The 20894-nt window shown below is 37.8% G+C and carries 27 protein-coding genes and 2 pseudogenes; 27 read left to right on the top strand and 2 right to left on the bottom strand.

Annotated elements, in window-relative coordinates; all coding sequences use genetic code 11:
* From LI074_RS14750 to LI074_RS14775, 6 genes are all read left to right on the top strand, one after another.
* On the top strand, positions 1–198 hold a 198-nt coding region (locus LI074_RS14750), incomplete at its 5' end, for a hypothetical protein (protein WP_207718289.1).
* An 87-nt stretch (positions 199–285) separates the two neighbouring features.
* Positions 286–906: a GDSL-type esterase/lipase family protein gene (locus tag LI074_RS14755; protein ID WP_008708211.1), complete on the top strand. Its 621-nt coding sequence runs from the start codon at positions 286–288 to the stop codon at positions 904–906.
* Between the two features lie 178 nt (positions 907–1084).
* Positions 1085–1744 carry an amino acid ABC transporter permease gene (locus tag LI074_RS14760; RefSeq protein WP_008708210.1) on the top strand — a complete coding sequence of 220 codons (660 nt, stop codon included), beginning with the start codon at positions 1085–1087 and terminating at the stop codon, positions 1742–1744.
* Positions 1725–2402: an amino acid ABC transporter permease gene (locus LI074_RS14765; RefSeq protein ID WP_008708209.1), complete on the top strand. Its 678-nt coding sequence runs from the start codon at positions 1725–1727 to the stop codon at positions 2400–2402. The genes LI074_RS14760 and LI074_RS14765 overlap by 20 nt, the downstream gene beginning before the upstream one ends.
* A 21-nt stretch (positions 2403–2423) precedes the next feature.
* Positions 2424–3179, top strand: coding sequence for an amino acid ABC transporter ATP-binding protein (locus LI074_RS14770; RefSeq protein WP_179962989.1), 756 nt, complete (start codon positions 2424–2426; stop codon positions 3177–3179).
* A 294-nt stretch (positions 3180–3473) separates the two neighbouring features.
* On the top strand, positions 3474–4466 hold the full coding sequence (locus LI074_RS14775; RefSeq protein WP_008708207.1) for a cysteine ABC transporter substrate-binding protein: 993 nt from the start codon (positions 3474–3476) through the stop codon (positions 4464–4466).
* A 361-nt stretch (positions 4467–4827) separates the two neighbouring features.
* Here the strand turns inward: LI074_RS14775 and LI074_RS14780 are convergent, their stop codons facing one another.
* Complete coding sequence (locus LI074_RS14780; protein WP_022381350.1) at positions 4828–5655, bottom strand: polysaccharide deacetylase family protein; 828 nt, start codon at positions 5653–5655, stop codon at positions 4828–4830.
* A 987-nt stretch (positions 5656–6642) separates the two neighbouring features.
* Between LI074_RS14780 and eno the strand changes: the two are divergent.
* The 19 genes and pseudogenes from eno to LI074_RS14875 form a co-directional block, all read left to right on the top strand.
* Positions 6643–7128: pseudogene (gene eno / locus LI074_RS14785) on the top strand (phosphopyruvate hydratase); the annotation flags it as partial.
* A 298-nt stretch (positions 7129–7426) separates the two neighbouring features.
* Positions 7427–8071, top strand: coding sequence for a ParA family protein (locus LI074_RS14790; protein ID WP_020993358.1), 645 nt, complete (start codon positions 7427–7429; stop codon positions 8069–8071).
* 14 nt (positions 8072–8085) lie between these two features.
* Positions 8086–8298, top strand: a complete 213-nt coding sequence (locus LI074_RS14795; protein WP_020993357.1) for a hypothetical protein — start codon at positions 8086–8088, stop codon at positions 8296–8298.
* Positions 8299–8310: 12 nt separating this feature from the next.
* A complete protein-coding gene (locus LI074_RS14800; RefSeq protein ID WP_008708201.1) occupies positions 8311–8550 on the top strand; it encodes a hypothetical protein in 240 nt (79 codons plus the stop codon).
* A 250-nt stretch (positions 8551–8800) separates the two neighbouring features.
* Positions 8801–9373, top strand: coding sequence for a hypothetical protein (locus tag LI074_RS14805; protein WP_008708199.1), 573 nt, complete (start codon positions 8801–8803; stop codon positions 9371–9373).
* Between the two features lie 9 nt (positions 9374–9382).
* Positions 9383–9754, top strand: a complete 372-nt coding sequence (locus tag LI074_RS14810) for a hypothetical protein (RefSeq protein WP_008708198.1) — start codon at positions 9383–9385, stop codon at positions 9752–9754.
* A gap of 276 nt (positions 9755–10030) precedes the next feature.
* Positions 10031–10195 carry a rubredoxin gene (gene rd, locus LI074_RS14815; RefSeq protein WP_020993356.1) on the top strand — a complete coding sequence of 55 codons (165 nt, stop codon included), beginning with the start codon at positions 10031–10033 and terminating at the stop codon, positions 10193–10195.
* Between the two features lie 76 nt (positions 10196–10271).
* Positions 10272–10706, top strand: coding sequence for a bacteriohemerythrin (locus LI074_RS14820; protein ID WP_008708195.1), 435 nt, complete (start codon positions 10272–10274; stop codon positions 10704–10706).
* Positions 10707–10993: 287 nt separating this feature from the next.
* On the top strand, positions 10994–11206 hold the full coding sequence (locus LI074_RS14825) for a sporulation initiation factor Spo0A C-terminal domain-containing protein (RefSeq protein WP_026648209.1): 213 nt from the start codon (positions 10994–10996) through the stop codon (positions 11204–11206).
* Positions 11207–11210: 4 nt separating this feature from the next.
* On the top strand, positions 11211–11639 hold the full coding sequence (locus LI074_RS14830; protein ID WP_008708191.1) for a hypothetical protein: 429 nt from the start codon (positions 11211–11213) through the stop codon (positions 11637–11639).
* A 179-nt stretch (positions 11640–11818) separates the two neighbouring features.
* Entirely contained in the window at positions 11819–12028 is a 210-nt protein-coding gene (locus LI074_RS14835; RefSeq protein ID WP_008708189.1) for a DUF6219 family protein, read from the top strand.
* Positions 12029–12031: 3 nt separating this feature from the next.
* Positions 12032–12486, top strand: a pseudogene (bcp, locus tag LI074_RS14840) (thioredoxin-dependent thiol peroxidase).
* Entirely contained in the window at positions 12486–13247 is a 762-nt protein-coding gene (gene yaaA / locus LI074_RS14845) for a peroxide stress protein YaaA (RefSeq protein WP_008708186.1), read from the top strand. The pseudogene bcp and the gene yaaA overlap by 1 nt, the downstream one beginning before the upstream one ends.
* 175 nt (positions 13248–13422) lie before the next feature.
* The gene (locus LI074_RS14850; RefSeq protein WP_055058586.1) at positions 13423–14472 is read left to right on the top strand and encodes a GGDEF domain-containing protein; all 1050 of its coding nucleotides are present in this window, start codon (positions 13423–13425) and stop codon (positions 14470–14472) included.
* Between the two features lie 33 nt (positions 14473–14505).
* Positions 14506–14664 (top strand): rubredoxin, encoded by a 159-nt coding sequence (locus LI074_RS14855; protein WP_081019007.1) that lies wholly within the window; start codon positions 14506–14508, stop codon positions 14662–14664.
* Between the two features lie 153 nt (positions 14665–14817).
* Positions 14818–15564 carry an SDR family NAD(P)-dependent oxidoreductase gene (locus LI074_RS14860; RefSeq protein WP_005421611.1) on the top strand — a complete coding sequence of 249 codons (747 nt, stop codon included), beginning with the start codon at positions 14818–14820 and terminating at the stop codon, positions 15562–15564.
* 86 nt (positions 15565–15650) lie between these two features.
* Entirely contained in the window at positions 15651–15956 is a 306-nt protein-coding gene (gene trxA, locus LI074_RS14865) for a thioredoxin (protein ID WP_005421612.1), read from the top strand.
* Between the two features lie 12 nt (positions 15957–15968).
* Positions 15969–16289, top strand: a complete 321-nt coding sequence (locus LI074_RS14870) for a rhodanese-like domain-containing protein (RefSeq protein WP_008708183.1) — start codon at positions 15969–15971, stop codon at positions 16287–16289.
* A gap of 1 nt (position 16290) precedes the next feature.
* Positions 16291–17982, top strand: coding sequence for an FAD-dependent oxidoreductase (locus LI074_RS14875; RefSeq protein ID WP_008708181.1), 1692 nt, complete (start codon positions 16291–16293; stop codon positions 17980–17982).
* Positions 17983–18099: 117 nt separating this feature from the next.
* Here LI074_RS14875 and LI074_RS14880 read toward each other — a convergent pair whose 3' ends face one another.
* Complete coding sequence (locus LI074_RS14880) at positions 18100–18783, bottom strand: Crp/Fnr family transcriptional regulator (RefSeq protein ID WP_044951848.1); 684 nt, start codon at positions 18781–18783, stop codon at positions 18100–18102.
* Between the two features lie 166 nt (positions 18784–18949).
* On the opposite strand from LI074_RS14880, the gene LI074_RS14885 reads away from it, so the two are divergent.
* Together LI074_RS14885 and trxB are read left to right on the top strand one after the other, a co-directional pair.
* Entirely contained in the window at positions 18950–19273 is a 324-nt protein-coding gene (locus LI074_RS14885) for a thioredoxin family protein (RefSeq protein ID WP_005330449.1), read from the top strand.
* Positions 19274–19288: 15 nt separating this feature from the next.
* Positions 19289–20245, top strand: coding sequence for a thioredoxin-disulfide reductase (gene trxB / locus LI074_RS14890; RefSeq protein WP_173698444.1), 957 nt, complete (start codon positions 19289–19291; stop codon positions 20243–20245).
* Positions 20246–20894: the final 649 nt, after the last annotated feature.

The following is a 20894-nucleotide window of genomic DNA, read 5'->3' on the forward strand; positions in this document are numbered from 1 at the left end:
CTGCAAAATATAAAAAATATAAAGTTCAGGACTGGAAATAATATCGGTATCAAAAATTTTTTGATTATTTACGAGGATTGCTATAGGTCCCGAAACCGCACGGAAAATAAAAATATTTCTGAGCGTCCCTTTATGACTTATGACGTACAAATAAACATTTTCAAAAAATACAAAAAAGGGCTTGACAAACAAAAATAAAGATTGTATAGTATTCCTATCAAATCAATATGAAAACAGGGAAAACAAAAATCCCATTAAAAATATCAGATAAGAAGGTGACAAGACATGAAACAAATCTTATGTTTCGGTGATTCCAATACATACGGTTTAATCCCGGGAACTACTAATCAGAGATACGGATGGGGTACCCGCTGGACCAGCATCCTGGATGACAAAGTAAGAACAAAAGGCTACAGAGTAATCGAAGAAGGACTTTGCGGAAGAACCACCGTATTCGATGATCCATTCCGTACAGAAAGAAGAGGAACAGAAATGCTTCCGGCAATCCTTGAGAGCCACAGACCAGTAGACACTATCGTTCTCATGCTTGGCACGAACGATTGTAAAAGCGTATACAGCGCAACCCCGGAAGTAATCGGACAGGGGATTGAACAGCTCCTTGATCAGATCAACACTGTAAACCCGGATGCCAAAATATTACTGGTATCTCCAATCTACCTTGGGGAGAGAATCTGGGAAGAGGATTTTGATCCGGAATTCGATAAGAATTCTATCGAAGTATCATGGAATCTGCCCCGGGTGTATGAGAAAATCGCCAGAAGAAGAAATATTTCTTATCTTCCGGCTTCAGAATTTGCCCGACCGGGAGAAGCCGATCAGGAGCATCTGGATGAACTGGGACATAGCAGACTTGCAGATGCAATTTATGAAAAGCTTGCAGGATGAAGCCTGAAATGTTATGATAGTTCACAGATGTGCAGATGTAACGCTTTAACTAAATCAAGTAAACTACCTGCTTTAACCGAAATAGCAGTGGATTGAAAAGTAATAAGCGGCACAGGCACACCAGAGCGTTCTTCAAATATGCTCTAAATCATAATAATAGAAGGAGAATAAAGTAACCATGGATTTTGAGTTTATCCGCGAGCAGACACCTCTTTATATTGAGGCAGCAAAGCTTACACTTCACATGGCGGTGATTGGTGTGTTGCTTGCCATTGTGGTTGGGCTTGTCTGCAGCATGATTAAGTATTTCAGGATTCCTGTACTTCGTCAGATCGTGGAATGTTACATTGAACTGTCCAGAAATACACCATTGTTGATTCAGTTGTTTTTCCTGTATTTCGGTCTTCCGAAAATAGGGATTGTCCTCAGTTCAGAACAGTGTGCGATCACAGGACTGACCTTTCTCGGAGGCAGTTATATGGCAGAAGCCTTCCGAAGCGGCCTGGACAATGTTCCGCCCATTCAGGTGGAATCCGCATTAAGCCTTGGAATGAGTAAGAGTCAGGTATTTACAAACATTATCCTGCCCCAGGCAGTATCCAATTCTATTCCGGCATTCTGTGCAAATGCGATCTTTCTTATTAAGGAAACCTCCGTATTCAGTGCAGTAGCACTTGCAGACCTGATGTTTGTGACAAAAGACCTGATCGGAATTTATTACAAAACAGATGAAGCCCTGTTTATGTTGGTAATCGCATATCTGATCATACTTTTACCAATCTCACTTATCTGTTCATTTGTAGAAAGGAGAGTCCGCTATGCAGAATATGGGGATTGAGGTTCTTTTTAAGGGAATCAACTCATTAAGACTCTGGCAGGGCTTGTGGGTAACAATAAGAATTGCACTGATTTCCATGGTATTTTCCATAATCCTTGGATTTCTTCTTGGGATGGTAATGAATATCCCAAATAAAATCATTAAGTTTATCTGCCGCATTTACCTTGAAATAGTAAGAATCATGCCGCAGCTGGTGCTTTTGTTCTTGGTATATTTCGGAGCGGCCAAGCATCTGGGGATGAATCTTTCCGGTGAGACAGCGGCGGTCATTGTATTTACATTCTGGGGAACTGCTGAAATGGGTGATCTGGTGCGAAGTGCGCTGATCTCCATTCCTAAACACCAGTATGACAGCGGATACGGTCTTGGATTAAACAAATGGCAGGTCTATCTTTATATTATCCTTCCGCAGACTATAAGAAGACTTCTTCCATCCGCAGTGAATCTTCTTACCCGAATGATCAAGACCACATCACTGGTAGCTCTTATCGGAGTAGTAGAGGTGTTAAAAGTTGGAAAACAGATCATAGATGCATCACGTTATACAAATCCGACAGCGGCCCTCTGGGTATACGGTGCAGTATTCTTTATGTATTTTATCATATGTTTTCCATTTTCCAGACTCTCCAGAGTACTGGAAAAGAAGTTTGCTGATTAATAGAGAAATGAGGATAAATGAATGGGACAGCCGATTTTAGAAGTAGAACATTTAAAGAAATCATATGTAAACAATGTTCCTATTCTGGTTGATGTTTCCTTCTCTCTGCAAAAGGGAGAAGTGGTGGTGATCGTAGGACCTTCCGGATGTGGAAAAAGTACCTTCCTGCGATGTATCAACCGCCTGGAAGAGATTGACACCGGTGTACTGAAGCTTAACGGTGTAAGCTATGAGAAAGAAAAAAAGAATATAAGCAAAGTCAGAGAGAAGATAGGAATGGTTTTCCAGAGCTATGATCTTTTCCCGAATATGACAATTTTAAATAATCTTCTTCTGGCACCAATGAAAGTACAGAAAAGAAATAAAGAAGAAGTGAAAAAGGAAGCGGAGCAGCTTCTTGACAGAGTTGGTCTTCTGGATAAGAAAGATAATTATCCAAGGCAGCTTTCCGGTGGTCAGAAACAGCGAGTTGCCATTGTACGTGCCATGCTGATGCATCCGGAGATCATGCTTCTGGATGAGATTACAGCAGCACTTGATCCTGAGATGGTAAGAGAAGTACTTCAGGTAGTACTGGAACTTGCAAAGACAGGAATGACCATGCTGATCGTCACTCATGAGATGGAATTTGCCCGTTCCGTAGCAGACAGAGTGATCTTTATGGATAAGGGAAACATTGTAGAAGAGAACACTCCGAAACAGTTCTTTGATAATCCGGAGACTGACAGGGCAAAACAGTTCCTGAACAGTTTCCATTATGAAACAGTGAAAAAATAGAATAGAGGAAAACAGAATATTTTATAAATCCTGAAATGGATGATAATATCCATGAAATAGCAGGATATCATAAGAGCTAGTACATCGTTTCGTAAATAACTATACCAATCGCGTAGGATGCGGATTCGAGTGTGCTGGTATAAAAACGCAGGCGTAGCGGGCTACGCTGAGGCTTTTAGACCTGTGCAATCGGATTCGCAGACAAGTGAGTGGTATAGTTATTTCGAAAACGATGTACTAGTTATAAAAATTATAATAAAATCAAAATTTTTTTAAAACATGGAGGAAAAGAACATGAAGAAAAAAATATTAGCAGTCTTATTAGCAACAGGTGTAGCAGCAACAACACTTCTTGGCGGAAGTATTCTTGTAAGTGCGGCAGATGACGGTGGAAACACTGCACAGGCCCGTACTCTGGATGAGATCAAAAAAGACGGAAAGATCAAAATCGGTGTATTCAGTGACAAGAATCCATTTGGATATGTAGATGAAAACGGTGATGTTCAGGGATACGATATTTACTTTGGAAAAAGACTTGCAAAAGACCTTCTGGGAAGTGAAGACGATGCAGAATTTACTTATGTAGAGGCAGCAAGTCGTGTAGAATATCTGCAGTCTGCAAAAGTAGATGTGATCCTTGCAAACTTTACAGTAACCGATGACAGAGCGGAGAAAGTAGACTTCGCACTTCCATATATGAAGGTAGCTCTTGGAGTTGTTTCTCCTGATGATGCGCTGATCAAAGATGTAAAAGATCTGGAAGGCAAGAAGCTGATCGTTGTAAAAGGAACAACAGCAGAGACATATTTCACAGATAACTATCCGGATATTGAACTTGTAAAATTTGATGAATACCAGGAAGCATACGATGCGCTTCTTGATGGAAGAGGAGATGCATTCTCCACAGACAATACAGAAGTACTTGCATGGGCTCAGCAGAATGAAGGATTCTCTGTAGGAATCGAATCTCTTGGTGATATTGATACGATTGCACCAGCAGTACAGAAGGGCAACACAGACCTTCTGAACGCAATCAACGATGAAATCAAATCTCTGGCAGATGAACAGTTCTTCCATAAAGATTTCGAAGAAACTCTGAAACCTGTATACGGTGACAACATCAATCCGGATGACCTGGTAGTTGAAGGTGGTGTTGTGGACAGCGAAGAAAAAGCTGAGGATGCAGATGCAGCAGCGACAGAAGATTCTGATGCAGCCTCCGATGACACTAAAGATGCGGAAACAACAGAAGAACCGGAAGAGACAGAGGCAGCAGACGCTGAATAAGCAGTGTAAATGCAGTATAAAAGTTATAATTTTGATATTCTCTAAAGTATTGATTTATAAACAAAGTGAGACGCACTCCATTAGGACATTCCTGTGGAGTGCGTTTCATTTTGAGATAATGATCAATTTTTGCTTATTGCAAGTGTGTCAGATATTTCAAAATTCTGTCATTTTTGTATGTGACTTTGTAAATGGGAAAATGGTTACTGTTCACTCCGTTCACAGTAACGTAGCCAAAATTCATTCCAGATTGCCTGCGGCAATGGAATTTTGGCTTGTATGTCTCGGGATTTTGGCATATTCATGCCAAAACACCTCGCGGGATAGTGGTGTGTGAACAGTATCGGAAAATGTTAAATGATCATAATTCATTCAGAGAATGAAAGGAATATCCCATCTCTTCCCATTTATCCAACAGTTCATCCAGAATCTGTGCATTAGTGGAAGAGGTGCTGTGTAGCAGTACAATAGCTCCCGGATGAATCCGTTTCGTCAGTTTTGCAATAGCTTCCTGTGGATCTGGCTGGTTATCCTGGTACCAGTCTACATAGGCAAGGCTCCAGAAAAATGTGTGATATCCCAGTTCTCTGGCCATAGACAGATTCTGTGTACTGTAGATGCCCTGTGGGGGGCGGTAAAATTTTGTCATTTCTTTTCCTGTAATTTCCCTGTAAATTTTTTCTACATCGGATAATTCTTTCTGAAAAGATTCTTTTGTGGAAATTTTTGACATATCCGGGTGCGTCATAGTATGATTGCCGACAATATGCCCTTCCGTTTCCATTCGTTTGATCAGATCTTTGTTTTCCGAAATGAAATTTCCAACCACAAAAAATGTAGCAGGTGCCTGATGTTTTTTCAGTGCATCCAAAATAGCAGGAGTATTTCCATTTTCAAAGCCTGCGTCAAAGGTGAGATAGATTTTCTTTTCTTCGGTATCTTCAGCAAAAAAGGCATTGTACTGAGCCAATTCTTCTATCGTTGCATTTCCAACAGGACGTTTGCCTTCTTCCTGAAAACTGAGTCCCCAGTTGGAACTTTGGGCAGAAGCAGCAGTCTGTCTGGCAGTGTTGTGCGATACGATTTTTCCTATAGAGGAACCTATAAATGCACAAGCACAGAAAAGAAGAAAAATCTTGGTAAATCTGGAAGAGAAAATCCGAGTGGAAGATATGTATTTGAGATGCATAGAGAGTGTTAACCTCAGAATGGAATGATATTAGTTTAATATATGAGAAAGAGGGGAACTATAGAAGCTGAATGACAAATAAAAGAGCCACAGATTTATATTTCATCGTGGCTCCTGTTAAGATTCTGTATCCAAGGGATGATACCTCACTTTCTGTAAAATAAATTATGAAATTGTATGAATTTGAATTATGAAATTTACTGTCCCATTGGTCTGTACCTTCCTTTTATAGTTTCATAGGGTAAATCGTTAAGTTTTCATTGGACTGTACCTTCTTCATGTAAATGAACGGTTACGTTTTATAATAGGGTAAATCGTTAACGTTTCATTGGACTGTACCTTCCTTATTTTGATTGAATGTCACTTTAAAAATAAAGTAAATCATTAAATTTCCATTGGACCGTACCTTCTTTAGAATGTTTAACTGTTACGTTCAAAATAAGATAAATCGTTAGGTTTCCATTGGACTGTACCTTCCTTGTTTGATAGGAACTACTTATAAAACTTAGTTGGATTTAAAAGCTTAAGTTCTTGGTGGTCCGTACCTGCCTTTCTTATAAGTCATGAATTTGAAACTTTGCTATTCTGGTGGTCTGTACCTCGCTTTCTTAAATTATGAAGAAAAGATTATGTTTTCGGTGGTCTCACTCCTTTACTTTTTTGTTTTTCGTAATCCCTTTTGTTTTATGAACTTAATATAACAGATAAAGAATGAAATGTCAAGAATGAAAATAGAAAATTTACAAAAATATTTAAAAGATAATATTAAAATTATTTGTATTGATAAAATATTCTGAAAATAATAATGGATATAGACAATGCATAGCCGGAAGCATATTGGGTAAAAATATGGTTGTAAAGATATACAAGTCAAATTACGTTACTGTTCACGCCGTTCTCAGTGACGTATTTTGACTTGAGGTTTAACTGTAACTGTGAAAATATGGAACAGTTACCGGTTTATTAAAATGATCAGGAGGTTCTAATATGTTACGTTATCTGCCTGTGAGAAGGGTTCATGCAAGACAGGTACTTGATTCCAGAGGAAATCCTACAGTGGAAGTAGAAGTAACAGTAGGAGAAGGTGTGATCGGGATAAATGGATATACGGGAAGGGCAATCGTCCCTTCGGGAGCTTCCACAGGAAAGTTCGAGGCAGTGGAGCTTCGTGACGGAGAAAAAGGCTGCTACACCGGACTTGGTGTCCGCAAAGCAGTGGAGAATGTAAATACAAAGCTGGCAGAAGCAATTCTTGGAGAAAATGCTCTGGATCAGTCCTATATTGATAAAAAAATCATAGAAACAGACGGCACAGACAATAAAAGTAATGTAGGGGCAAATGCGGCACTGGGAGTATCCCTGGCAGTAGCAAGGGCGGCAGCAGCAGCTCTCCGCGTTCCTTTATATCAGTATCTTGGCGGCTGCCATACCAGACAGATGCCTGTACCGATGATGAATATCTTAAATGGGGGTGCTTGTGTTATTATAATGACACAAGGCAGAACCCCTTATAATACAAGGGCTCTAGCGATTTAGTCCTAAATAAATTTCGTAACCAATCAACGAATTTATGAAGGAAAGGCCTCTCTTTTATAAATAACACAGTACAGAAGTAATAGAATTTCAGAACTCTGCTGAGATGTATTTACTATACCACGAAAGCGGTGATAATTGAATAAAAATATGTTTTGGACTGAATTAGCTCGCATGAGATTTATATCTCAGCTGTCTGATTCAGTCTTTTTATTTAACAAGAAAGAAGGGAAAGATTATGGCAAAAGTAATTTCTATTGTAAACCAAAAAGGGGGAACGGGAAAATCAGCATGTACAGCTAATTTAGCAGTAGGATTAGCACAAAAGAATATGAAAGTGTTAATCGTTGATGCCGATCCACAGTCTGATGTATCCGCAGGATTTGGATATCGTGATTGTGATGAAAGTAATGAAACACTTACAGCTCTTATGGATACAGTAATGAAAGATGAAGATATTCCTTCAGACTGTTATATCAGGCATCAGGCAGAAGGAATAGACATTATCTGTTCTAACATTGGACTGGCAGGTACGGAAGTACAGTTGGTAAATGCAATGAGCAGGGAATATGTATTGAAACAGATTTTATATGGTATCAAGGATCAATATGATGCAATTATCATTGATTGTATGCCATCATTGGGAATGATCACAATCAATGCACTGGCTGCATCAGATGAAGTACTAATTCCGGTTGAAGCGTCTTACCTGCCAATCAAAGGATTGCAGCAGTTAGAGAAGCTGGATCGTACTGTAGATGAGATTAGACGACGGTTTGGATATTTCAGTATACAGCGAGCGGCAATGTATCAGAATAAAGTCTTATCCCACTTAGACGCTGGTACGCACACGGTCCATCCACACAGTTATTTTCATGGGTAATTGGAGGGATAGATTTGAAAAAAGTATTAACCAGAAAACAGAAAGAAAGTTATCAGTGTATTTTGAATTATACGAAGGAGCATGGATACCCGCCGACAGTCCGGGAATTTGGAAAACTGATCGGAGTAAGATCAACATCATCTGCTTTTTCCAGAATCAAGCAGTTGGAGCAAAATGGATATATCCGCAGAATCCCGGCATCGCCAAGAGCAATCGAGATTTTATAGTGAGGTGTCGGCATGAACAAAGTATATGTAGATGTAGTGGCAGAGTTCCGGAAAGACGGACGGCTGGTTCCCATATTTTTTACATGGGAGGATGGAAGAAAATATAGTATTGACAGAATTTTGAAAATTGAGCGATGCGCCAGCAGAAAGGCAGGCGGTGTAGGAGTGATGTACACCTGTATGATACAGGGGCAGGAAAGCCACTTGTTTTACGAAGTGGATAAATGGTTTATGGAGAGAAAAACAGCATAAGGAGAGATTGGTATAGACGATATTATTTGGATTATTAACCGGCAGGGATAGTCACTTTCCCTTTATATTCCTGCAGGTTTTACATAAGAAGATGGATTTCGGTCAGCAAAGGCAGCTCCCACAATGCCTTTTGGATATCCGCTTCTGCAAGTTGTAGTAAGTAATTGCTTCCCATCAAAATCATGGGGAAAGCGAACTGGTCTGAAAGACCGCCAGTTAGTGTGATGATGATAAGGAGATTTTGAAACTGATGACAGACAGAGATTATGCAATTAAATCAATGAAAGAAATTACCTTCCAGATGGCAAGTCATGCACAGGATTATCTGGAAGTTACAATCGAAAGACATTATACTGATATTAAAGAACTGATGAGAAGCTACCAGAAACTGATTTTAGAAAACCAGGTTGTATTGGAAGAACTGGATATGGAGTGCCAGGAGAAAATCAATGAAGATATGGCATATGCATTGAGTTATCTGAGCATTTATAACAATCAGCTGAATGTGCCAAAGATGCACCGGGAAATGAATAACCTGATGATCATTTATGGCTTGTCTGATATGATCTATCGTGGAATGACACTGGTGAAGTTCTATGCACCGAATGGTGTGATGCTCAGTGAAATCCTTCATTCCTGTTTTTGCAGTCATTATAATAAGACAGATGTGGAAGTACAGCAGGAGTTAGGAATAGGCAGGACTTCTTTTTATAAAATGAAGAAGCAGGCACTTGGATATTTAGGATTTTATTTTTATGAGATCGTGGTACCGCAGGCAAAGGATAAAAGATTTAAACCGTCACTGGGCGTTGAGGAAGAGTAGGTGAGTAATATGAGATACGAAGATTCGATGAAAGGTGTAGCTGATCAGATAATCAAAGAACAGCAGCGAGTCAGTAAAATTAAAAACAATCCAGAAGAGTTCCATTGGCATGACGAATATGCAACGTTGAATTTCTTTCGGTTTATCTGCAAAAATATCGGTAACTTGAGAAATGGAGAAATTGAAAAAATGGTCACACGTTTAAAGAACATAGATCAAAAAGCAGTGGAAAACCATGTGAATGGTGCTGTTTGGGCATTTGATTATGATAAGATGTTCTGTGTATTGATGGAAAATGAAATTTGCCGAAAGGTGTGTGAAAAGAATAAATATAACAGTTGGATGAATCTGATTGGACAGTATTGTGTTTCAAGGACTTAAAGACGAAAAAAGTTGTTGGAGAGAAATAATTTCCAGCAACTCTGTCTTTAATGAATAGAGTTCATTTTTTTATTCAACTATTCCCATGATATATACAATATGTAAATTTGCAATTCAAATATCAGTTTATGCTAAGTACAATAATAATAATAATTACTATTATTGACAAGAGAATAATTATCATGTATAATACAGATATACAAGAAACAAAGTGTTAGAAAAATTGCTAGGAACTTGGTAACAAAAATAAATCGACATTGAAAAGGGAAAATGACTATGATAAAATATGAATGTGAACCATGTGGATATATTTATGATCCGGCAGTAGGAGATCCAGACGCTGGTATCGATCCAGAAACTGCATTTGAGGATATTCCAGATGACTGGACATGCCCAATCTGCGGATTAGGAAAAGATGTTTTCGTTCCTGTAGAAGACTAAGCAGAAAATGCAGGTACGAAACTGCCAGACATTAAAAGATCCTAAGAGAACATATAAAAGAAATGGAGGTCAAATTATGACTTACGATTTAAACATTACCTTTGATGACAATTTAGTAACAGGAAATGAAACAATTGATACCCAGCATAAAGAATTGATCGACCGTATCCAGAACTTTGTAACTGCCTGTCAAAATGGCGACAGCAAAGTAAAAGCAATCAAAATGCTGGATTATCTGGATGAATATACTGACTTTCATTTTAAAGAAGAGGAAAAGCTTCAGGAAAAATCCGGTTATCCAGAGCGTGAAAAACATTATGAAAAACATGAAGAGTTTAGAAAGACAATTCAGGAACTGTATGAATACCTTCAGGAGTATGAAGGACCGACAGATCGGTTCAGTGAACTTGTACAGAAAAATGTAATCGACTGGCTGTTTGGACACATTAAAACATATGACCGCTCTGTGGCAAAATTTATCTTTATGAAACAAAATCCAGACCGATGCTAAAATAAACCAGGGAACGAGTTCATTCAGAATGTAGACAACGTGATGAAGTAAACTAGGGGCTGTCACAATGCAGCCCCTTTCCTGTTATAGCGATATTCTAGGTAATATATTGCGCTGGCATGACATATTATTTTACTACTACTATATGGGAAGAGCAAGTAGCTCTTCTTTTTTTGTCCTTTTTATCCAATTTTAAGTTGTAAAGTCTCTTTTCATGCCAACAGAAATATGCTAAATTGATTTTATAGAACAAGATATAATTCCACTTATATATCGGAGGAAAATGAATGAGAGAGAAAACTATATATGAGAAGATTGCAGAAAAGTATAACACAACACCAGAAGAAGTACGCAGAGAAATGCAGATAGCCATAGATGCAGGATTTGATAATCCTGACCCGGCTGTGCAGGAAGAATGGAAGAAAATGACACTTAAAGGAGACAGGCCCACACCGGAAGAAGTAATCAATTACGCAGTAAAAAAATTAAAAGGAAATTAAAAATATGAAGAAAAAGATAATTGCAGTAATTTCAGGAACAGCAATCTTGATAATTGCTGCAGGAAGTATTTATGGGAAATTTGAATCCAGTCATAAAGAAGGCGAACCAGATGTAGTTGGAACTTTTTCTGTAAATCGGGATGAAAATATAACCGTGGTCGCAAATAGGGAAGATATTGAGGATAGAGAAGCGTTTGCAAGAAAACTTTTGCAGATGTACAAGGATGATTCTTTTCATTCGACAAAATTCTCCACAGACAGAGGATATGCGACGAGCATTGATATGCACATCTATTTATGGAAAGAGGATATTGAAGACGGGGAATCGGTAATGACAGCCGAATATAGACCTGTAGAATACGGAAAGGACTATGATATTGTCAATAATCCTGATAAATTTCAACTATATATAGATGGAAAAGAGATTAAATAGTAATCTCCTGAAAGCAAGCTTTTTGTCAATTATTTCAAAGAAAAATTAAAGGATAACAATACATAGTTTTGACAATGATATTTTGAAAAATTTTATAGGAATGCTCTATTATCAAATTGACATAGGAATATGGTAGCGTATAATTAGAATTGAATACACTGAAAAAATGGAGGAATTACATGAAAGCACATAAATATTGGTCAGTAGGAGCATTGATCACAATGATTGGAACTTTTTATACAGGATATAAAGGGTTAAAAGCAGCACACAAATACTTTGCATTTGGCTCTCTGATATGCATGATTATGGCAGTCTATTCTGGTCATAAAATGATTTCGGGTAATAAAAGAACAAGAAAACAGGTGAAAAATACAAAAGCGGAGGAATAGTAAATGTTAGAGTTAGGAATAAAAGCACCGGATTTTGAATTGCCGGATCAGAACGGAGAAGTGCATAAATTAAGCGATTATGCAGGAAAAAAGTGATCTTATATTTTTATCCAAAGGATAATACGCCAGGATGTACGAAGCAGGCATGTGGCTTTTCTGAGCGTTATCCACAGTTTACTGAGAAGGGAGCTGTTATTCTCGGAGTAAGCAAGGACTCTGTAGCGTCTCACAAGAGATTTGAAGAAAAATACGGACTGGCATTTACGCTATTAGCAGATCCGGAGCGTAAAGTTATTGAAGCATATGATGTCTGGAAAGAAAAGAAAAATTATGGCAAAGTCTCTATGGGAGTAGTAAGAACCACATATCTTATTGATGAACAGGGGATTATTATAAAGGCAAATGATAAAGTCAAGGCTGCAGATGATCCTGAAAATATGCTCAAGGAATTAGATTAATGAAGATAATATTATCCCCTGCTAAAAAGATGATTACAGATACTGACAGCATAGCGCCGGATGGATTGCCTGAATTTATTGAAAAGACGACAGAGATACAAAGTTGGTTGAAAAGTAAGTCAAAAGAAGAACTGAAGACTATTTGGAAATGTAATGACAAAATTACAGAACAGAACTTCAATAGATTGGAAAACATGGATCTTTATCATTTACTTACCCCAGCTGTCTTATCATATGAAGGAATTGCTTTTCAATATATGGCTCCATCTGTGTTTGAGGACAGTCAGTTCGAGTATGTACAAAATCATTTGAGAATAATATCTGCATTTTATGGTGTGTTAAAACCAAGGGATGGTGTGACGCCTTATCGTTTGGAAATGCAGGCGAAGGTTGGAATAGGAGAAACAAAAAATCTGTATGAGTACTGGGGAGATTTATTATACCGCTCAGTGATTGATAACAGCAGGATTATAATCAATCTGGCATCGAAAGAATACTCTAAGTGCATAGAAAAATATCTGACACGACAGGATAGATACATTACGATTACATTTTGTGAGTTATCAGGAGATAAACTGGTGACAAAAGGTACATATGCTAAGATGGCCCGTGGTGAAATGGTTAGGTTCATGGCTGAAAACAGAATTGAAAATCCTGAGGATATTAAGAAATTTGATAGACTAGGCTATTCATTCCGCTCTGATTTATCATCAGATGCAGAATATGTTTTTGAACGGAAAACAGAGATAACATCTTGTTAAAAAGATACTTGTTATGGGTATTTTTTTAATAAAGTAATTCGATTTTTCTTAAAAAATCATTACCATAACGATTATGATATTATATTTAAAGGTATTTGTCCAAAATATAGAGAAAGTAAATGAATAGCATAGTTATTGAAATGAATATTATTTAAGGTTAGAGATAAATTATGAAATGAAGACAAACAAGAAAAGTAAAAATTTAATAGGTATTATACAGAGTTTCCTTATATTGATATTGGTAGTTCTTATTATTTTTATGATGATTCAGATTAGTAGGCTGCAGGGAACAGCACGCGTAATAAATTATGCCGGTCTGGTACGTGGAGCTACGCAGCGCGAAATAAAATTAGAAATTACAGGAAACCAAAATGACGAATTAATTAAATATTTGGATGATATTCTTCTTGGATTGAGATATCAGGATGGACATTATGACCTGGTAAAACTCAATGACGAAGAGTATCAGGAAAAACTGCAAATCCAGAGTGATTACTGGGATAAATTAAAAACAGAAATTGAAGCAGTAAGAAACAAGGGATACGAAAATACAGACATTGTTAATATGAGTGAAATATATTTTACGATGGCAGATGAAACTGTCTCTGCCGCAGAAAGTTATTCAGAAAAAATCGCTGTAAAGATTCGTACCATAGAGCTTTTGTCGGCACTTGATATGTTGAGTCTGGTGATATTGGTTATTATGCAGACTCTAAAGGCAATGCAGATGGCAATGCAAAACAGACTGCTGGAACAAAAAGCATTCGTAGATGCCCATACTGGACTGCCAAATAAAAATGCCTGTAATGAGCTACTTAATAAAAAAGATATAATTACAGATTCTACAGCATGCATAATGTTTGATTTAAATAATCTAAAAACTGTAAATGATACAATGGGACATTCCGCAGGAGATCAGTTGATATTGAATTTCGCAAAGCTCTTGTGCAGTGTCATTCCAGAAAAGGATTTTGTTGGAAGATATGGCGGAGATGAGTTTATAGCAGTTATTTATTATACGAGCGAGGCGGAAATTAAGGAGATATTAAAATCATTGTCAAGAGAAAAAGAGAGATTAAATAGTTGTGAAAATCAATTACCAATCGACTATGCATGCGGATGGGCATTATCCTCCGATGATATGGCGTGTACAATGCAGATGTTATTGGATGATGCAGATGCTTATATGTATAAGAATAAACAGTTATGTAAGAAATATAATTAGCACTCAGCTCAGAGTAGATGAATCTTCTTAAATATAATCGATGTATGTGACGTTTGCGGATGGGAATATGATGAAGAGGAAGGTTATCCTGAAGGTGGTATTGCACCAGGAACAAAGTGGGAGGACGTTCCAAAAGATTTTGAATGCCCATTATGTAATGTTGGAAAAGATCAGTTTTCAGAAGTTGAATAAAATTCTGATTATTTAAATACGGATAGATAAACAAAAACCCTGGTGCGTGTGAGCAACAGGGTTTTTTATTGCGATAGTTTGTGATGATATCACAGAAAATGATTTACCTTTTGCTTATAATGTAACTACAAACAAAGTAAGGAGGTAGTCTAAATGAGATTAAAAGATAAAGTTGCAATCATTACGGGTGGAAGCCGTGGTATAGGATTTGCTACAGCTGATAAATTCTTGAAGGAAGGTGCTTCAGTTGTGTTGGCAGCAAGTTCACAGGAATCGGCAGATGTTGCTGTAGATAAGTTAAAAGAAAAATATCCCAATGCAATAGTTGCTGGAATTAGTCCAAATCTGGCAAGCATGGAGTCTGTCAGAAAGGCTTTTAAAGAGGCAACTGAAAAATATGGATGTGTCGACATACTGGTAAATAATGCAGGGATTTCAGAAAACACCTCATTTATGGATTATACAGAGGAGACTTTTGATAAAGTCATGGATCTAAATGTAAAAGGAGTATTTAATACTACTCGTGTAGCAGCAGAATGTATGGTGGCAAGAGGCAAGGGGGTCATTCTCTCAACTTCTTCCATGGTGAGTATTTCGGGACAGCCAAGTGGGTTTGCTTATCCGGCATCGAAGTTTGCAGTAAACGGATTGACTGTATCATTAGCAAGAGAACTAGGACCTAAAGGTATTCGTGTTAATGCTGTTGCACCTGGGATTACAGAAACTGATATGATGAAGGCCGTGCCAAAGGAAGTTATCGAACCTATGATTGAAAGAATTCCATTGCGTCGTCTTGGACAGCCAGAAGATATTGCCAATGCGTTTGTGTTTCTTGCTTCAGATGAGGCGAGTTACATTACAGGTGTTATATTAAGTGTAGATGGTATGGCAAGAAGTTAAGTTAATGAGGTATGGTGATGTAATCACGGAAAATAAATGAAATTAAGACTATAATAAATCTACAAAAAGATAAGGAGGACTGTAAAATGTCTGCTATTAATATCAATAAAAATAATTTTCAGAACGAAGTACTGAATTCAGATAAACCCGTTCTTTTAGATTTTTGGGCATCTTGGTGTGCGCCTTGCCGCATGGTAGTACCTATTGTAGAGGAGATTGCAAGTGAGCGTAGAGATATTAAAGTTGGAAAGATTAATGTAGATGAAGAGCCTGAACTGGCAAATAAGTTCAGTATTATGAGCATTCCGACTTTAGTGGTTATGAAGAATGGGAAGATTGTACAGCAGGTTTCAGGGGCGAGACCTAAGAATGCGATTTTAGAAATGCTTTAGGGAGGTGTGCTAATGGGATTTTTTGATCTCTTTAAACAGTCGAATATTAATCAAGGCATAGAAGAATATAAAAGGACTGGTGATGCAGTTCTGCTGGATGTACGTACACCGCAGGAATATCAGGAAGGACATATACCAGAAAGTAAAAATGTGCCGTTGCAGCAACTTGACAATATTGCTTCTGTAGCGAAGAATAAGGATATCCCACTGTTTGTATACTGTTATTCCGGTTCACGAAGCCGCCAGGCAACTGGGATACTGCAACGAATGGGATATTCTAAAGTAAATAATATCGGTGGCATTGCAGCTTACTCAGGAAAGGTGGAAAAATAAGATGAAGGTAATAATTGTAGGAGGTGTAGCCGGAGGAGCTACAGCCGCAGCAAGAATACGCAGACTGAATGAGCATGCTGAAATTACTGTGTTCGAAAGATCCGGATACATATCCTATGCAAATTGTGGACTTCCATATTATATTGGAGACGTGATCACAGACCCGGAAGAACTTACACTACAGACACCAGAGAGTTTTTTTAAACGCTTCCGTATTAACATGAAAATTCATCATGAAGTTATCTCCATACATCCGGAACGTAAAACGGTTTCAGTGAAAAATTTAGAGAATGGTGATATATTTGAAGAAAAATATGATAAGCTGATCCTCTCTCCAGGTGCAAAGCCAACACAGCCGAGACTTCCCGGAGTAGGTATTGATAAACTTTTTACACTTCGTACTGTAGAAGACACTTTTCGGATAAAGGAATATATAAATAAGAATCATCCAAAATCGGCTGTATTGGCAGGTGGCGGTTTTATTGGTCTGGAACTGGCAGAAAATTTGAGGGAGCTTGGCATGGATGTTACGATTGTCCAGCGGCCTAAGCAGCTGATGAACCCTTTTGACCCGGATATGGCATCCATGATCCATAATGAAATGAGAAAGCATGGGATAAAACTGGTACTGGGCTATACGGTAGAAGGATTTAAAGAAAAAGACAACGGAGTGGAGGTCCTGTTGAAAGATAATCCATCCCTTCAGGCTGATATGGTAGTTCTGGCAATCGGAGTCACACCAGACACAGTATTAGCAAAAGAAGCCGGTCTGGAACTTGGCATCAAGGAAAGTATTGTAGTGAATGACAGAATGGAAACCTCTGTACCGGATATTTATGCTGCAGGTGATGCAGTTCAGGTAAAACATTATGTTACGGGTAATGATGCGCTGATTTCTTTGGCAGGACCAGCCAATAAACATGGCAGAATCATCGCTGATAATATTTGTGGCGGTGATAGTCGTTACCTGGGCAGTCAGGGAAGCTCCGTTATAAAAGTGTTTGATATGACAGCAGCCACTACAGGTATCAATGAAACCAATGCCAAAAAGTCAGGATTAGAGGTAGATACAGTAATTCTTTCTCCTATGAGTCATGCCGGTTACTATCCTGGTGGAAAAGTGATGACCATGAAGGTGGTTTTTGAAAAAGAGACCTATCGTTTGCTTGGCGCTCAGATTATTGGATATGAAGGAGTTGATAAACGTATTGATGTGCTGGCAACAGTAATTCATGCAGGTCTGAAGGCAACCCAGCTGAAGGATTTGGATCTCGCATATGCACCGCCTTATTCCTCTGCCAAGGATCCTGTAAATATGGCAGGATTCATGATAGACAATATAGCAAAAGGTACCTTAAAACAATGGCATCTGGAAGATATGGATAAGATTTCTAGAGATAAAAGTGTTGTGTTGCTGGATGTGAGAACTGTAGGTGAATTTAACAGGGGGCATATGGATGGATTCAAAAACATTCCTGTAGATGAACTAAGGGAACGTATCAATGAAATCGAGAAGGGAAAGCCTGTTTACCTGATATGCCAGAGTGGGCTGCGAAGTTATATTGCCAGTCGTATTCTGGAAGGAAATGGGTATGAAACATACAACTTCTCCGGCGGATTTCGCTTCTATGATGCAGTTGTCAATGACCGTGCGCTGATTGAAAAGGCATATGCATGTGGTATGGATTATTAAAAATAATCATAATATTTTTATAATTTTCTCGTAATATAAAAAGATCCCCCATTTATTAGAATGACTTTCATAATTCTGATAAATGGAGGATTCTTTATATGTTACAGAAAAACGATTTTATGACCTTTGGAGTGTTTCCAGTCTTTTTGGATCAAGGATTGTGATTTTGCCGCGGGAGAGTTTGACGAGACCCTCGCCTTGAAAGTATCGAAGCATTCGAGTGATAACTTCCCTGTGGGAACCAAGATGATTAGCAATCGTCTCATGAGTGATTTTCAGCTCGTTTGTTCCTTCGATAGAGGTCTCTTCTAAAAGAAATGAAGCAACACGCTTATCCAAACTCTTCCACATGATTTGTTCAATCAGCCACATGACATCAGAAAAACGGGTGGCTATTAACTCATTGGTATAGTTTGCGACGGGAGCAGATTCCTTCATAATGCCCTTATAGATTTCAGCAGGGATGATCCAAAGATCAGTATCTTTTTCTGCTTCAATGGTTACTTCAAATTGAATGGAGCGTATGATACATGAGGCGGATAAAAGACACATATCCATATCGAACAGACGGTAAAGTGTAATCTCTCGTCCTTCATCTGAAAGTATGTAGGTTCGAAGCTGCCCGGATTTAACCAGTAATAATCCAGTGCAATCCAGGTTTCCATTGTGAATGATTGTCCCTTTTTTTACATACTGTGTGATTAAATTGTCTGAAATTATTTTTTTCTGTGTTGTATTTAAGTCATTCCATAGTGGAAAACAATTTTCGAAGTTCATAACCGTTATCTCCTTTACGAACATAGTATACTTGCTTTTTTTAGATGCGTCAAATATATAACTGGCATATGCCATAAATAGAAATAAAAAGAAGTGTAATAAAGTAAATTATCTTTTCTGTGATATTATCACTGAAGTAAGACTTTCTATGAGGTATATTAAGTTCAAACAGGAGAAGGAGTTGAAAAATATGACATCAATAAATATAAATAAAGAAAAGTTTGGACAATTAATTCATAAAGAAAAACCGGTTTTGGTTGATTTCTGGGCACCTTGGTGTGGTTATTGCCGTAGAATTGGAGCGGCTTATGAAAAAATAAGTGAAGAATACAGCGATATTCTTATTGCTGGAAAAGTAAATATTGATGAAGAACCACAGATTGCAGAAGCTGAAAAGATTGAGATAATTCCTACGCTGGTTTTATATCGAGATGGAAAGGCAATAGATTCTATTGTTGCACCTGAATCAAAAATAATGATAGAGAATTTTATTAATGAAGCATTGGAAAAATAAAAGGAGGACTGCTGTATGAATGAAAATCATGTTTACGATATGATTATCGTGGGGGGAGGACCTGGAGGGTATACTTCAGCATTATACGCAGCCAGAGCAGGATTTGATACAATTGTTTTAGAAAAATTATCTGCAGGTGGTCAGATGTCATTGACCTGGCAGATTGATAACTATCCTGGTTTTGAAAATGGAATTGACGGATTTTCATTGGCAGAGAAAATGCAAAAACAGGCGGAAAAATTTGGCGCTAAAAGTGAATATGCTGAAGTTTTTAATATGGATTTAACAGGAAAGCTTAAGAGAGTAGAAACTAGTTCGGGAATTTATATTGGGAAAACAGTAGTGATTGCTACTGGAGCAAATCCAAGAGAACTTGGTCTTGCTAAAGAAAAAGAATTGATAGGTCATGGGGTTGCTTATTGTGCCTCCTGTGATGGTATGTTTTATAAAGATAAGATTGTGGTGGTTGTTGGTGGTGGAAATTCTGCTGTATCAGATGCTGTTCTTTTAAGTCGAATTGCTAAGAAAGTCATCATTGTTCATCGAAGAGATACATTACGTGCAACGAAAATCTACCATGACCAGCTGTTGAAAACTGAAAATATAGAGTTTCGATGGAACAATACAGTAAATGAACTGATTTATGGAGAACGATTGACTGGTGTGCGGTTGAAAGATACAGTTACAGGAGAAGAAAACATTATAGAATGTAACGGCCTGTTTGTGAGTATAGGAAGAAAACCGACAACAGATTTTTTAGATAATCAGATAGAACTGGATAATAAAGGATATATTGTGGCAGGTGAAAACACTGAAACGAGTATTCCGGGTGTTTATGCTGTAGGAGATGTCAGAACAAAGTTACTTCGTCAGATAGTAACAGCAGTTGCAGATGGTGCTATGGCAGTACATATGGCAGAAAAGTATATGGATCTGACTGTAGCAATGTCGAAACCCTATCTACCGTGTTAGATTCAGATGTTTCTGTAATTTCTGTTAATGCATCTAGGTCAATAGATGTTTTATCATCTGAATAATACCATGTAATCACCAGACGGTCATTATACACATATGTCTTATCTACAAAATATTCAAGCACCTGATTTCGTGTATCTTCATCGTCAAAATCTGCTTTCGCATACATTTCAAAATATTTCTTTATACTGTTTTCATCTTCAACAAGTGCCTGTTTCAACTTTTCAGTTTCAATGGCTTCTTCAATGCCCGTCTTTTTTGTTCTCTACACAAACAAAAGAGTTCAACGAAATCTTGGGGTGCTTACACCACTGGAATTCCATGAACAAAAACTAAAAAACGTTGCATAAATAACCCGGTACATAAACTGTACCGGGGAAGAAAAAATTTTCGTTATTTAATTTGTCTACTTGACGGGTAGCACACCAAAACACTAGCTTTTTCTGGCTGCAGTTTTCTAAAAAAGTGCAACCAAAAATGCAACCCACATTTGGCAACTGCCCAATGGGCAGTGCCAAGAATGTTAATTTTGGGATTTTAAATTAAGATATACATGAAAAAAGAGAACAGCTGTCGCCATTCTCTTTTCTACAAACTGTTAAGGAAACAATCGGAGTTGGTGTAAACGAAAAAGCAGCCTTGAGTT

The sequence above is a fragment of the Blautia sp. MSK18_10 genome (genome assembly GCF_020553185.1).
GTDB classification, from domain to species: Bacteria; Bacillota; Clostridia; order Lachnospirales; family Lachnospiraceae; genus Blautia_A; species Blautia_A wexlerae.

What these genes read in the sequence shown, in the direction of transcription:
- LI074_RS14780 (WP_022381350.1), bottom strand. Translation starts at nt 5,655, where the DNA reads ATGCATCTCAAATACATATCTTCCACTCGGATTTTCTCTTCCAGATTT.
- LI074_RS14790 (WP_020993358.1), top strand. Translation starts at nt 7,427, where the DNA reads ATGGCAAAAGTAATTTCTATTGTAAACCAAAAAGGGGGAACGGGAAAA.
- LI074_RS14765 (WP_008708209.1), top strand. Translation starts at nt 1,725, where the DNA reads ATGCAGAATATGGGGATTGAGGTTCTTTTTAAGGGAATCAACTCATTA.
- yaaA (WP_008708186.1), top strand. Translation starts at nt 12,486, where the DNA reads ATGAAGATAATATTATCCCCTGCTAAAAAGATGATTACAGATACTGAC.
- LI074_RS14760 (WP_008708210.1), top strand. Translation starts at nt 1,085, where the DNA reads ATGGATTTTGAGTTTATCCGCGAGCAGACACCTCTTTATATTGAGGCA.
- rd (WP_020993356.1), top strand. Translation starts at nt 10,031, where the DNA reads ATGATAAAATATGAATGTGAACCATGTGGATATATTTATGATCCGGCA.
- LI074_RS14860 (WP_005421611.1), top strand. Translation starts at nt 14,818, where the DNA reads ATGAGATTAAAAGATAAAGTTGCAATCATTACGGGTGGAAGCCGTGGT.
- trxA (WP_005421612.1), top strand. Translation starts at nt 15,651, where the DNA reads ATGTCTGCTATTAATATCAATAAAAATAATTTTCAGAACGAAGTACTG.
- LI074_RS14825 (WP_026648209.1), top strand. Translation starts at nt 10,994, where the DNA reads ATGAGAGAGAAAACTATATATGAGAAGATTGCAGAAAAGTATAACACA.
- LI074_RS14775 (WP_008708207.1), top strand. Translation starts at nt 3,474, where the DNA reads ATGAAGAAAAAAATATTAGCAGTCTTATTAGCAACAGGTGTAGCAGCA.
- LI074_RS14885 (WP_005330449.1), top strand. Translation starts at nt 18,950, where the DNA reads ATGACATCAATAAATATAAATAAAGAAAAGTTTGGACAATTAATTCAT.
- LI074_RS14755 (WP_008708211.1), top strand. Translation starts at nt 286, where the DNA reads ATGAAACAAATCTTATGTTTCGGTGATTCCAATACATACGGTTTAATC.
- LI074_RS14805 (WP_008708199.1), top strand. Translation starts at nt 8,801, where the DNA reads ATGACAGACAGAGATTATGCAATTAAATCAATGAAAGAAATTACCTTC.
- LI074_RS14810 (WP_008708198.1), top strand. Translation starts at nt 9,383, where the DNA reads ATGAGATACGAAGATTCGATGAAAGGTGTAGCTGATCAGATAATCAAA.
- LI074_RS14820 (WP_008708195.1), top strand. Translation starts at nt 10,272, where the DNA reads ATGACTTACGATTTAAACATTACCTTTGATGACAATTTAGTAACAGGA.
- LI074_RS14770 (WP_179962989.1), top strand. Translation starts at nt 2,424, where the DNA reads ATGGGACAGCCGATTTTAGAAGTAGAACATTTAAAGAAATCATATGTA.
- LI074_RS14850 (WP_055058586.1), top strand. Translation starts at nt 13,423, where the DNA reads ATGAAGACAAACAAGAAAAGTAAAAATTTAATAGGTATTATACAGAGT.
- LI074_RS14870 (WP_008708183.1), top strand. Translation starts at nt 15,969, where the DNA reads ATGGGATTTTTTGATCTCTTTAAACAGTCGAATATTAATCAAGGCATA.
- LI074_RS14880 (WP_044951848.1), bottom strand. Translation starts at nt 18,783, where the DNA reads ATGTTCGTAAAGGAGATAACGGTTATGAACTTCGAAAATTGTTTTCCA.
- LI074_RS14875 (WP_008708181.1), top strand. Translation starts at nt 16,291, where the DNA reads ATGAAGGTAATAATTGTAGGAGGTGTAGCCGGAGGAGCTACAGCCGCA.
- LI074_RS14800 (WP_008708201.1), top strand. Translation starts at nt 8,311, where the DNA reads ATGAACAAAGTATATGTAGATGTAGTGGCAGAGTTCCGGAAAGACGGA.
- trxB (WP_173698444.1), top strand. Translation starts at nt 19,289, where the DNA reads ATGAATGAAAATCATGTTTACGATATGATTATCGTGGGGGGAGGACCT.
- LI074_RS14835 (WP_008708189.1), top strand. Translation starts at nt 11,819, where the DNA reads ATGAAAGCACATAAATATTGGTCAGTAGGAGCATTGATCACAATGATT.
- LI074_RS14830 (WP_008708191.1), top strand. Translation starts at nt 11,211, where the DNA reads ATGAAGAAAAAGATAATTGCAGTAATTTCAGGAACAGCAATCTTGATA.